A 12,664-nucleotide genomic window follows, 5' to 3' on the forward strand; every position below is an offset into this window, starting at 1 on the left:
CCCGCCGCGACGTCGTCCGCGATACGCCCGCGGGAGCCCGCGCCGTCCTGGACGGGATGCGCAACGATATCTCGGCGCAGCCGCTCGATCCGGAGCTGGCACTGGCCGCGGGCTTCACGCACTTCGACACCTCGTCGAGCGAGGACAACCTGTTGACCGTGCTGCTGGCCCGCGACGACATCCATCTGCTCGCCGCGCAGACGCTGGTGCGGGTGAAGTCACGGGAGGATGGGCGCTCCTATCTCGGGGTCGTCGTACGCGGCCCCTTCGCCGAGCCCAACGCGGTCCCCGCCAATTCGACCATGGCAGTGGGCGTGGTGACGCACGGCAAGAAGCTCACCTACACCTTCGACTACCACGGTCGAGCGGAGGTGGAGCTGCTGGGCGAGGAGGTCGCTGGGGCGCTCAAGCCGCCCCGCTTCCGTCCACGTCCCCAGAGCCCCGTGTTCGTGCTGGATGACGCGGAGAGCGAGCGCGTGCTCGGCGTGGGCGGAGACCTGTGCCTCGGCCTCGTCGTGGGCTACGAGCGCATGGAGGCCCGGCTCAACGCGCGCGACAAGTCCGTGCTCCCCCGCCACACCGGCATCCTCGGCACCACGGGCGGCGGCAAGTCCACCACCGTGGCCACGCTCATCCACCGCGCCCAGGCGGAGGGCATCGCCACCGTCGTCTTCGACGTGGAGGGCGAATACACGCACGTGGACGAGCCCACCGAGCACACGGCCATGCTGGAGGCCCTCAAGCGGCGAGGCCAGAAGGCCCAGGGCGTCCGCGACCTGCACATCCACCACCTCGCGGGTCGCGCCAGCCGCAACCCGCGCCACAAGAACCTGCACCGCTTCTCCCTGAACTTCTCCAGCCTGTCGCCCTACGCGCTGGCGGAGATCCTCGACATGTCGGACGCGCAGCAGGAGCGCTTCCTCAAGGCCTACGACGTCACCAAGCTCCTCCTGGAGGACTTCGGCATCTTCCCCCAGAACGAGGAGGACCGCCGTCAGGCCCTCGACGTGGACGAGCTGTCCACCGGCTATCCACGCATGACCATCCAGCACGTGCTGGACGTCGTCAGCGTCTACATCTACAGCCTCAGCGACGAGGGCCGCGCCGAATCCAAGAGCCGCTCCCGCTCGTCTTCCAAACGCAAGGAGTCGGTGCTCGAGGGGCTCGGCGAGCTGGACGGGCTCGGGCCGGAGGACGTCGCGCCCGCCCCCCATGGCCCCACGCTCTACAGCGAGTTCAAGAACAACCTGGGCAAGGTCATGGCCCGGGTCATGGCCCAGAGCAGCAAGCACGAGATCAGTTGGAAGGCCCTGGCCAGCAAGCTCCACCGGCTGCGCCGCCTCAACATCTTCGACGTCGGCACCGTGCCCGGCGTCCACTACGGCTCCATGCTCGTGCCGGGGCGCGTGTCGGTCATCGACCTGTCGGACACGGATTCGCCCCAGCTCAACAACATGGTCATCGCCGACATCCTGCGCGGGCTCCAGAACGCCCAGGAGGCGCGATACCAGAAGGCGAACGACCAGGACCAGGCCGTGACGCCCGTGCTCATCATCATCGAGGAGGCACACGAGTTCCTGTCCGCCAACCGCATCAGCCAGATGCCCGTGTTGTTCGAACAGGTGGCCCGCATCGCCAAGCGCGGACGCAAGCGGTGGCTCGGGCTCGTCTTCGTCACGCAGTTGCCCCAGCACCTGCCCAACGAAGTGCTCGGGCTGCTCAACAACTTCATCATCCATAAGATGACCGACAGCACCGTCATCGCCCGCATGCAGCGAACCGTGGGCAGCATCGACGAGAGCCTGTGGAACCGCGTGACGCGGCTCGCCCCCGGCCAGGCCCTGGTCTCCTTCAGCAACTTCGCCCGACCGCTCATGGTCGCCGTCGACCCGGCCCCCGTGAAGCGCCTCCTCGTCGACTGAGCCGTCCCCCCCCAGGGACTTGCCCCACGCGGCCACTGACGCGTCATCGCCTTCGACTGACGCGTCAATGCCCCCTGAACGAATCCCTGGCATGCGAGGGACGGCCTCGCACGGGGCACGGGAGCGCCTGGGCATGGTGATTGCTCCGTGGATTCGGGCCCACTCCACACGGGCCCGACCGGAGATGACTCGACGCCATGCGCAAATTCGTGACGCTCTTCTCACTGGGTAGCTGTCTGCTGATGACTGGCGCGGGAGCGCAGACGCCTCCCACTCCCCCGCCCTCGACCCAGACGCCCGTGAACGCGTGCTACCTGTGGAAGGGGCGCGGAGGCGCGCCCACGGCGAGCTACATGGCCACCTTCGCGAGCTGCCGTGCATGGAACAGCAATTACGGGTGGAGCTTCATCAAGAACAACAACGGCGTGGACTACTACCGGGGAACCTTCCTGGGCGCCGCGGCCACCCCCTCCACCTGGGCGGTCTACGCCGACTTCGGCTCGGCGGTCGTCACCTCGAAGGCAGACTTCGACGCCTTCGTCGCCAACTCCCGCGTATCGGGAGCCTGCGGCGAGTGCCTCCCCTGACCCCGGGGCGCGCGGAGGGCGAACCCCGGGAGTGACGCCGCGAGCCTCACGCTCGCCGCGTCAACCTTCGGAGCGGAGCACCGTCATCGGGTCCACGCGCGAGGCACGTCTGGCGGGCAGCCAGCTCGCGAGCAGCGCCACGCCCAACAGGAGGAGCGCCACCGCCGCCAGGACGAGCGGGTCGGTGGTGCTTACCCCGTAGACGAAGCCCGTGAGCACCTGGCGCAGTCCCACCGCCCCCACCACGCCGAGCACGATTCCCAACCCCGCGAGCCGCGCCGCCTGGCTGAGCACCATCCCCAGCACATCCTGCGTCGTCGCGCCCAGCGCGAAGCGGATGCCGAACTCGCGCGTGCGCTGCGCCACCGCGTAGGACACGACGGCCGCGAGCCCCGCCACGGAGAGCAGCAGCGCCACCGCGCCGAAGGCGCCCAGCAGCAGGAGGCTGAAGCGTCGGGGCGCGAGCGAGCCCGCGAGCAGCGCCTCCACCGTGGACAGGCGCGAGGGCAGCTCGGGCGCCACCTCCCGCAGCACCGGCCGCGCCGCGGTGACCAGGGCCGCGGAGTCCATCCGCCCGTGCACGGCGACGTGGAAACGGGAGCCGATGCGCAGGCGCTGTCGGAGGCAGCCGTAGAACGTGGGCTTGGGCGGGTCATCCAGCCCCTGCTCCCGCACGTCCCCCACCACGCCGACGATGGTGAAGGGGCGCAGGTCGCCATCCATGTTGCCGAACTGGATGAGCTTGCCCAGCGGGTCCTCTCCAGGCCAGCGGGCCTTCGCGAGCGACTCACTGATGACGGCCACGTGCGGCGCGTCGACGGTGTCGCGCGCATCGAACAGGCGACCGCTCACGAGCGGGATGGCCATCGCGGAGAAATAGCCCTCGGTCGCCGCCCGGTACTCGGCGGTGCCGGTGCGCTCGTGGTCGTGCGCCAGTCGCCCGAAGTCATCGAAGTCTCGCACCTCGTCGGGGCGGTTGAGCACGAGGAAGGTGCCGTCTCCCGCCGGGCTCCCCTCGAGGGGGAAGCTGCTCACGGCGCCCACCGCGCGCACGCCCGGCAGCGTCGCCAGTCGCGAGAGGAGGTGCTCCTGCAGCCGCACGTTGTCCCGCCCCTGGGCGTCATCCTTCTGGGCGGGCGGGAGCACGAGGCTGAGCACCGCGACGTCCTCGGTGCGGTAGCCCGGGTCCAGCGAGAGCAGCCCCAGCAGGCTGCGCCCCAGCAGCGCCGCGCCCACCAGGAGGACCAACGCGAGCGCGAGCTGCCCCACGACGAGGGCCCGGCGCGTGCGCTCGGCGCCTCCGCCGCCACTGGACGTGCGCCCGGAGCGCGCCAGCGCGGCCCCCGGGGACTGACGCGCCGCGCGCAGCGCCGTCAGCAGCCCCAACCCCACCGCGAGCAGCAACGAGAGCCCGAGGGTGAAGAGGAGCACCGAGGCGTTCACCCCCACCTCGGCGACACGTGGCAGGTGGCCCGGCTCGGCCGCCAGCAGCGCGTGCACGCCCCAGGCGGAGAGCATGGCCCCCACCGCGCCTCCCGTCAGCGACAGCAGGAGCGACTCCACGAGGAAGCGCCGCATCAACGCCCCGGGCCCCGCGCCCAGGGCCACGTGGATGGCGAGCTCCCGGCTCCGGGTGGCCGCGCGAGCGAGCAGCAGGTTCGTGACGTTGGCACCCGCCACCAGCAACAGGAACGCCGCGGCGCCCGACAGCAGGTACAGCGTGGGCCGCACGCGCCCCACGAGGCTCTCCTGCAAGGTCTCCACGGCGATGTCGTGCATCTGCGTCTCGCGGCCGTACTGCGCCGCGTGTTCGCTGGCGATGCGCGTGAGCTCCGTGCGCGCGGCCTGGAGGTCGACGCCGTCCGCCAGCCGACCCACCACCCGCCAGTTGTGCGCGGTGCGACTGGGCAGGCGGGCCTCCAGCTCCCGCGGAATCCATAGCTGCGTGCCCACCGGATAGTCGAAGGACTCCGGCATCACCCCGACCACGGTGTAGGCGCGGCCCTCGAACGTCAGGGTGTTCGACAGGGGCAACGGCCTCCCGCCCAGGTAGCGCTTCCAGAAGGCGTGGCCCACCACGACCACGGGTGCGCCCCCGGCCTGCTGCTCCTCCTCGGCGAAGAGGCGCCCCTGGAGGGGCTGCACGGCGAACGCGCGGAAGAAGTCGCGAGAGGCGAGCGTCATCGAGGCGAAGGCCGGCTCATCGGCGCCCGTGACGGCGACGCTCGCCGTCCCCGACACCTGGGCCAGCGCGGTGACGGTGCGAGCGCGCGTCTGGACGTCCTCGAAGTTCGGGTCCGAGAAACGCAGGGTATGACCGTCCCTCGCGCGTTGGGCGAGCTCCACGAGACGCTCGGAGCGCGGATAGGGCAAGGGACGCAGCAGGACCCCTTCCACCACGCTGAAGAGCGACGTGCTCGCTCCGATGCCCACCGCCAGCATCAGCACGCACCCCAGCGTGAAGCCGGGGCTTCGGCCCAGCGAGCGCAGACTCTGACGCAATCCACCCAAGACGGTATCCACGTGAAACGCTCCTGGAGCCGCCTGGCGGCCTCCGGGGCCGCTACGTCCGGGGCGGTCGACGATTGCGTGCCGCCGACCCCTTCTCCACGGATCCGCAGCGACCGTCAGGGAGCACCCGCACGCGGAGGCCGTTCCTCGCCGGAAACGGACACTCCGTCCAAGGCCACCCCCGCGGCTCCGCGGGCACGTCGCGCCGGGCCGCAGCCCTCACGTCGAGCACTGGCTCTTCTTGCACACACCCCGCACCGGCTTCGGGGGCGGCGACACGATGAGGTAGCGGATGCAGGGTGAGCCGTCGGGCAGGTGGATCCGCTTGCGCGTCCCGCCCGCCTCACACATGACGTCGTCACACCGCTCCACGTCGATGACCGTCATGTCCGGGATGACTCGGGCGTTGGCCTTCCCAGTGGCCTTCTTGCAGGCGTTGGTGGCGGCCTGGGTCCACTGAGGGTCCGCCTCCTCGGCGCCTGCCGGCGATGCCGTGAGGAAGAGCGAGAGGGCGGTGAGGGTCGCGAGAGGTGTCTTCACGTAGGCGCTCCTGGAAGGTTCCATCATGCGTCACCATCGGACGCGCGTGCGTTCCACGCCCACGCTCCAGGTCGTGCGCGCGCCCGCACCTCCGAGGGGACCCGTGCCCCGGGAGAACCGGCACGCTGAGTGCAATCTCCGGCGCCCCGTCGTCCCTCTCGGAATCCCGGAGACCTCATGGAAGCGTCGACGCGCCCCAACATCCTGCTGCTCACCGTGGACCAGCTCATGTTCCCCCGGTTCGCGTACGGACCCTATGGAGGCTTCCACCCTGGCATCAAGGACATCCTGGGGTTCATCGACGCGGGGGGCGACGACAACCCCTTCCGCAAGTTCTTCCCTGGCTTCGCCGCGCTCCGGCAGAACGCCGCCATCTTCCGCAACCACACCATCGCCGCTTCGGCCTGCATCCCCAGCCGCGCGGCCATCTACACCGGCCAGTACGGGACGCGCACCGGCGTCACCCAGACGGACGGCCTGTTCAAGAGTGGTGACGCCGCCGCCTTCCCCTGGCTCGCCGCCGACGGGATTCCCACCATCGGCCACTGGTTCCAGAAGGCCGGCTATCACACGCACTACTTCGGCAAGTGGCACGTCAGCAACCCGCCCGAGCACTCGCTGAAGCGCTACGGCTTCGACGACTGGGAGCTGTCCTATCCAGAGCCGCACGGCTCCTCCGTCAACAACCTGGGCGCGTTCCGCGACATCGGCTTCGCCGACCTCGCCTGTGACTTCCTCCGTCGCATGGCGCTGGGACAACCCTACAACCGCGCGCTCGCCGAACAGGCCTATGTGGCGCCTCGCGCCGATCCGCCCTCGACGACGCCGCAGCCGTGGCTCGCCGTCGCCTCCTTCACCAACCCGCACGACATCGCGACGTATCCCATCCTGCCGCGCCAGCTCGACCCCAACGCCCTTCCGGTGGGTCCGCTGCACGTCCCCACCGAGGGCACGCGCTCCACGACGCCCGTCTCCGGCAGCCTCACCTTCCCGCTCAATCCGCTGAACTTCCCCCAGGACAACGCGCGCCTGCCCGCCAACGTGCACGACACGCTGGTCAACAAGCCGCGCTGCCAGCGCGACTACGCCTACAAGATGGGCCTCGCGCTCGCGGCCAAGACGGGGCTCGCCCTGCACCAGGCGAAGGAGGAGATCGACCCCGTCACCGTCACGCTCAACTCGGGCATCCCCTTCCAGCTCACCGCCGCGCCGGACGTGTCCACGCTCCGCTTCAATCAGTACTACGCGTGGCTCATCCACCTGGTGGATGGACACATCGCGCGCGTCCTGCGCACGCTCGACGAGAGCGGCCTCCGCGAGAACACCCTCGTCGTGTTCCTCTCCGACCACGGCGAGTACGCCGGCGCGCACGGCTACATGATGGAGAAGTGGCACACCGCCTATCAGGAGGCGTTGCACGTCCCGCTCGTGGTCCAGTTCCCCCCGCAGCAGCAGCTCCCGCCCGCGACGCGGCGGATCGACGCGCTCACCAGCCACGTGGACATCCTGCCCACGCTCCTGGGACTGGCCAACATCCCCCCGGCGGAGATCGCCGCCATCCGGACCGACCTGCGCCTCCACCGCCCCGTGCCGCCGTTCGTCGGCGCGGACCTCAGCCCGCTGGCCCGAGGAGACAGCACCACCGTCGTGGAGCCCGATGGCACGCCGCGAGAGGGCGTGCTCTTCGTCACCGACGACGAAATCACGGAGCCGCTGCCGCGCACCGGAGACCCGCACCAGCTCCACGACGAGGCCCTGTTCTCCGTGTTCGTGCGCTCGGTCGAGGCCCTCCGCGAGGGCACCCCACACGCCGGCAAGGTGCCGGAGCTGGCCCCCGGCGCGGTGTGCCAGCCCAACCACGTCCGCTGCATGCGCACGCCACGGTGGAAGCTCGCGCGCACGTGGGATCCGTCCGGCGGGCACGCCGACCAGTGGGAGCTCTACGACCTGGAGAACGACCCGCTCGAGATGGAGAACCTGCTCGTCTACGACGGGCCCTTCCCCACCGTCATCGCCGACCTGCCCGAGAAGCTCACCCACGCCCAGGTCGAGGCCGCCGCGCGGGCAACCCACGCCCTCCTGGAGAAGTACGAGGCGAAGGTGCTGTCCCCCTGGCCCGAGGAGCCCCCCGCGGCTCCGTGAGCCGCTCGACGGGGCGACCGCCCCGGGGCCGTGTTCCATCTCCAGCGTCCAGGGGAGGCACGACAGGAGGGCGGGCTGCCAGTCGCGCCCTCATCAGGACCAACGCCGCGGCGTGCCGACGACGCCCCGGGTCTCCAGCCTTAGCCGGACATGACTCGCGGTCCGGCCGCGCCGGGCCGCCTGCCTCACGAGGAGCGTGCTCATGGCCAGCAATCGCGGCGTCGTCTATCTGGGTCCCGGCAAGGTGGAGGTGAAGTCCATCGACTACCCGAAGATGGTCAATCCCAAGGGGAAGTCCATCGAGCACGGGGTCATCCTCAAGGTGGTCTCCACCAACATCTGCGGCTCCGACCAGCACATGGTGCGCGGGCGCACCACGGCGCCCAAGGGCATGGTGCTGGGCCACGAAATCACCGGGGAGATCATCGAGAAGGGGAAGGACGTCGAGTTCCTCTCCGTCGGCGACCTGGTCACCGTGCCCTTCAACGTCGCGTGTGGCCGCTGCCGCACCTGTCGGGAGCAGCAGACGGGCGTGTGCCTCAACGTCAACGAGGGCCGGGCCGGTGGCGCCTATGGCTACGTGGACATGGGCGGATGGATCGGCGGACAGGCCGAGTACGTCATGGTCCCCTACGCCGACTTCAACCTCATCAAGTTCCCCGACAAGGCCCAGGCCATGGAGAAGATCCTCGACCTGACCATGCTGTCGGACATCCTCCCCACGGGCTTCCACGGAGCCGTCACGGCCGGCGTGGGCGTGGGCTCCACGGTGTATGTCGCGGGCGCGGGCCCCGTAGGTCTGGCCGCCGCGGCGTCCGCGCAGCTCCTGGGCGCGGCGGTGGTGATGATCGGCGACATGAACGCGGAGCGGCTGACGCATGCCAAATCCGTGGGCTTCGTCCCCATCGACCTCAAGAAGAGCGACAAGCTGGAGGAGCTCATCGCCGCCGTCGTCGGCGTCCCGGAGGTCGACGCCTCCATCGACGCCGTGGGCTTCGAGGCCAAGGGCCACGGCGCCCAGAGCGCCACCGAGGCGCCCGCCACGGTGCTCAACTCGCTCATGGCCATCACCCGCGCGGCTGGCGCCATCGGCATCCCCGGGCTCTACGTCACCGAGGACCCGGGCGCGAAGGACGAGGCCGCCCAGCAAGGCAACCTGCGCATGCGCTTCGGCCTGGGGTGGGCCAAGTCCCATCGCTTCGCCACCGGACAGACGCCGGTGCTGCGCTACAACCGCCAGCTCATGCAGGCCATCCTCCACGGCCGCATGAACATCGCCAAGGTCGTCAACGCCACGGTCATCCCGCTCGACGACGCGCCTCGCGGCTACCACGAGTTCGACGCGGGCGTGGCGCGCAAGTTCGTGCTCGACCCCCATGGGCTGCTGAAGAAGAAGTCCTGAGGACGCCCCCAAGGCGGCACCGCCGCTGGCCCACCCCGGCCAGCGGCGCGGCAGGACGTGCCTGGGTATGGACCCCGACACCGGCTCCTTGAAATGGTTCCCGCACATCTCAAGGAGCCTGGATGCCGCGCAGTTCCTCGCCGACCCACCGCAAACACCCCCGCCAGTCCCGGGCGCAGGCCACCTGCGACGCCATCCTCACCGCCACCGCCCGCCTCCTCATCCGGGACGGGTACGAGGCCACCAGCACCAACCGCGTCGCCCAGGAGGCCGGCGTCAGCATCGGCTCGCTGTATCAATACTACCCGAACAAGGAAGGACTGGTGATGGCCGTGCTGGAGCAGCATGGCGGACGCTGGCTGGCGGAGTTCCAGGTGGGCCTCGAGCAGTCCACGTCGGCCCCGCTGTCCGTGGCGGTCCGCTCCATCATCCAGCAGGTCCTCACGCTCAAGCGGCTCCATCCCCAGCTCGACGTCCTCCGCTACGCGCTGCTGCCGCACCTGCGCCCCCTGGGCTACGTGGACACCTTCGAGCAGGAGCTCTTCCGGCTGGTGCGGTCCTTCCTCGCGCCGCGGGTCGACGACATCCGCCCCCGCGAGCTCGACATGGCCGTCTTCATCGTCGTCCACTCGCTGGAGGCGCTGTGCCACGCCTCCGGCGTGCAACGCCCCGACTACCTCACCAACGACGTCTTCCTGGAGGAGCTGTGCGCGCTCGTGCTCGGCTACCTGCGCCCCGCGCCCGCCCTCCTCCCCCGGGCGAGACACCGCCCCGCCCGGTCCGGAGGGAAATATGAGCAGTAGGCACGGGACCGGCGAGGAACACAGCCCCTCTCCCTCGGAGGCTCGAATGTGAGCCCCCATGCGAGTTGAGACGGGGTGGCAATCACAGACATCCTGATTGCCTCTCCATGAACCTGCACCTCGAAGACCACCAGCGAGCCGCCGCGCACCAGCACCTCGCGCTCGGCGACTTCCCCTCCCTGACGAAGGCCCAGCTCGACACGCTCCGACGCAGGTCCCAGGAGCTCCAGGGACAGTTCCGCGCACACCCCGTCCTCCACGACGCCCTCAACGTCCTCCTCCTGCTGGGCCTCTTCTGCGCGGACGTGCTGGCGCTGACGGCGCTCCCCTTCGCGTTTCCAGGATGGCTCGCCAGCGCGACGGGCCGGGCCCTGGCGGGGGTCGTCTCCGGCGCGGTGCATGGCTTCATCGTGTGCGGAATCGTCACGCTCAGCGTCCACGAGGGCGCCGCGCACGACCTGCTCATCATCGGGAAGGGGCGGCTGGCGAAGGGGCTGCGGCGACTGGCGAACAACGCGTGCCGGCTTTTCCTCGCCGACCCACGCCACTACGCCGAATCCCATGCGGCGCATCACCGGAACCTGGGCACCCTCGAGGACGGCTCGTTCACCCATCACGTCAACCCCCGTCGCCTCCTGGGCGCCCTGCTGCCCCTCGCGCCCCTGCTCAGCCACTCGGACTACTTCCCGTGGCGCCCCCAGGAGCACACGCGCAGTCGCCGGCGCTCCGTCGCCCTGACGAACGGCTATCTGCTGAGCTGCGCCGCGCTCGCGACGTGGCTGCACGGTCCCGTCTTCATGGTCGTGGCCCTGTTGGTCGTCGGAAGCTGGCTCAGCTTCGTCCTGGACCGGCTGCGCGAGAGCACCGAACACCTCTTCATGCCCCTGGACCGGGTGAACGGGACGCGTGAGCTGGGCCTGGGCTTCTGGGGGCTCCTGCTGGGCGGCGGGCCGTGGGGACAGCCGTGCCACCTGACCCACCACCTGGAACCCGCGCTGCCCTGGTACCAGCAGCTCCGCCTCCACTTCTTCCTGCGCCGCTTGCTGACGCCGGAGCAACGACGCCACTTCTTCCCCCGCCCCGTCCTCGGCGTCCCGCGCCTCCTCTGGCGTCTCGCGACCTCGCGACACGCGCCCGCCGCCCGGTCCTGAGGAGACAGCCACCATGTCCACGCCCACCCCAGACGCCTCCGTCGCGGGCGCGTCGTTCGACGTCCTCTGCATCGGCTCGGGCATCGGGTCGCTCGGAGCGGCGGCGGTGCTCGCGCGACACGGGATGAAGGTGCTCGTGCTGGAGCAGCACTCCGTCGCCGGAGGGATGACCCACACCTTCCAGCGCAAGGGCTACGAGTGGGACGTGGGGTTGCACTACCTGGGCAGGTTGCACGACCCGGACGCACCGCTGCGCCGCGTCTTCGACTACGTCACCGACGGCGCCCTCGAATGGGCGCGCCTGGACCGGGTCCACGATCGGCTCGTCTTCGAGGATCGGAGCTACGACCTCGTCGCGGGGGCGGAGGCCTTCCAGGAGACGCTCGTGCGAGCCTTCCCCTCCGAACGCAAGGCCCTCACGACGTACGTCTCGCTGCTGCGCGCCGTGGAGCGCGCCTCGCGCCACCACTTCCTCCAGCACGTGCTGCCCACCTGGCTCACGCCCTTCACCCAGCCGTTGCTCGGGGGGCCCTTCCGCCGGTACGCGCGGCGCTCGACGCTGGACGTCCTGCGCACCCTCACGTCCGACCGGCGACTGGTGGGCGTGCTCACGGGACAATGGGGCAACTACGCGCTCCCTCCGGCGGACAGCAGCTTCGCCATGCACGCGCTCATGGCCGAGTACTACCTGGAGGGCGCCACCTATCCGGTGGGTGGACCGGGGGCCATCCTCCGCCACGTCGCGCCCGTCATCACCCGCGCCGGCGGCGAGATTCGCACGCGGGCCCCGGTGGAGGAGATTCTCGTCCACGACGGCCGCGCCCTGGGCGTGAGGCTGGCCAGCGGAGAGGAGCTGCGCGCGCACCACGTCCTCAGCGGCGCGGGCGTGGCGCAGACACTCGGCACGCTGCTGCCGGAGCGCTGGCGACCCCAGGCGTCCCTCGCGGCGCTGCGTCGGATTCCGCCCTCCCTGGGGCACCTCGGTCTCTACCTGGGCCTCCGGGGCGCGCCGGACGAGGTCGGGCTCCCGGCGACCAACACGTGGGTCCACGCCAGCTACGACCACGACGCGAACGTGCGCGACTCCCGGAGCAGCCCCTCGGCGCCCTTCCCCGTCACGTTCCTCGGCTCGTCGTCCGCCAGGGACCCGTCCTGGCCCCAGCGACACCCGGGACGGTCCACGCTCACCCTCGTGACACCGGCGCCTCAAGCCTGGTTCGAGCGCTGGGAAGGCACACGCTGGCGCCGCCGCGGTCCCGAGTACGAGGACTTCAAGGCGCGGCTCTCGGAGCGGCTGCTCGACAGCGCCCATGCGCGGTTCCCCCAGCTCCGGGGACGCGTGGCGTACCAGGAGCTGTCCACGCCCTTGAGCACCGCGCACTTCGCCCGCCGTCCTCATGGCTCCGCCTACGGCCTGGCGCACACCCCCGAGCGCTTCCTCCAGCGGTGGCTCCGCTCCAGGCTCCCCGTGCGCAACCTGCTCCTCGTGGGCCAGGACACCGTCTCGGTGGGCGTCGGCGCCGCCCTCATGTCCGGCGTGCTCGCCGCGACCATCGTCCTCAGGCGCAACGTCCTCGGCGACCTCCTCCGCTGAACCCATCCCACT

Annotated in this window: 9 protein-coding genes; 7 read left to right on the forward strand and 2 right to left on the reverse strand. The window is 70.5% G+C overall.

Going from position 1 to position 12,664, the window contains the following annotated elements; all coding sequences use genetic code 11:
- Positions 1-56: 56 nt before the first annotated feature.
- Positions 57-1,922, forward strand: a complete 1,866-nt coding sequence (locus tag LZ198_RS06080) for an ATP-binding protein (RefSeq protein WP_253970921.1) — start codon at positions 57-59, stop codon at positions 1,920-1,922.
- Positions 1,923-2,119: 197 nt separating this feature from the next.
- Positions 2,120-2,509, forward strand: coding sequence for a hypothetical protein (locus tag LZ198_RS06085; protein WP_253970922.1), 390 nt, complete (start codon positions 2,120-2,122; stop codon positions 2,507-2,509).
- 60 nt (positions 2,510-2,569) lie between these two features.
- Here the strand turns inward: LZ198_RS06085 and LZ198_RS06090 are convergent, their stop codons facing one another.
- The gene (locus tag LZ198_RS06090; RefSeq protein ID WP_253970923.1) at positions 2,570-5,032 is read right to left on the reverse strand and encodes an ABC transporter permease; all 2,463 of its coding nucleotides are present in this window, start codon (positions 5,030-5,032) and stop codon (positions 2,570-2,572) included.
- 207 nt (positions 5,033-5,239) lie between these two features.
- On the reverse strand, positions 5,240-5,560 hold the full coding sequence (locus tag LZ198_RS06095; protein WP_253970924.1) for a hypothetical protein: 321 nt from the start codon (positions 5,558-5,560) through the stop codon (positions 5,240-5,242).
- 177 nt (positions 5,561-5,737) lie between these two features.
- Between LZ198_RS06095 and LZ198_RS06100 the strand changes: the two genes are divergently transcribed.
- The 5 genes from LZ198_RS06100 (at position 5,738) to LZ198_RS06120 (ending at position 12,652) form a co-directional block, all read left to right on the forward strand.
- Positions 5,738-7,702: a sulfatase-like hydrolase/transferase gene (locus LZ198_RS06100; protein ID WP_253970925.1), complete on the forward strand. Its 1,965-nt coding sequence runs from the start codon at positions 5,738-5,740 to the stop codon at positions 7,700-7,702.
- A gap of 202 nt (positions 7,703-7,904) precedes the next feature.
- Positions 7,905-9,104 (forward strand): formaldehyde dehydrogenase, glutathione-independent, encoded by a 1,200-nt coding sequence (gene fdhA / locus LZ198_RS06105; RefSeq protein WP_253970926.1) that lies wholly within the window; start codon positions 7,905-7,907, stop codon positions 9,102-9,104.
- Positions 9,105-9,226: 122 nt separating this feature from the next.
- A complete protein-coding gene (locus LZ198_RS06110) occupies positions 9,227-9,907 on the forward strand; it encodes a TetR/AcrR family transcriptional regulator (RefSeq protein ID WP_253970927.1) in 681 nt (226 codons plus the stop codon).
- Between the two features lie 107 nt (positions 9,908-10,014).
- Positions 10,015-11,058 (forward strand): fatty acid desaturase, encoded by a 1,044-nt coding sequence (locus tag LZ198_RS06115; RefSeq protein ID WP_253970928.1) that lies wholly within the window; start codon positions 10,015-10,017, stop codon positions 11,056-11,058.
- Positions 11,059-11,071: 13 nt separating this feature from the next.
- On the forward strand, positions 11,072-12,652 hold the full coding sequence (locus LZ198_RS06120; RefSeq protein ID WP_253970929.1) for a phytoene desaturase family protein: 1,581 nt from the start codon (positions 11,072-11,074) through the stop codon (positions 12,650-12,652).
- Positions 12,653-12,664 lie beyond the last annotated feature (12 nt).

Source organism: Myxococcus dinghuensis, assembly GCF_024198235.1.
In the GTDB taxonomy this organism is placed as follows: Bacteria; Myxococcota; Myxococcia; order Myxococcales; family Myxococcaceae; genus Myxococcus; species Myxococcus dinghuensis.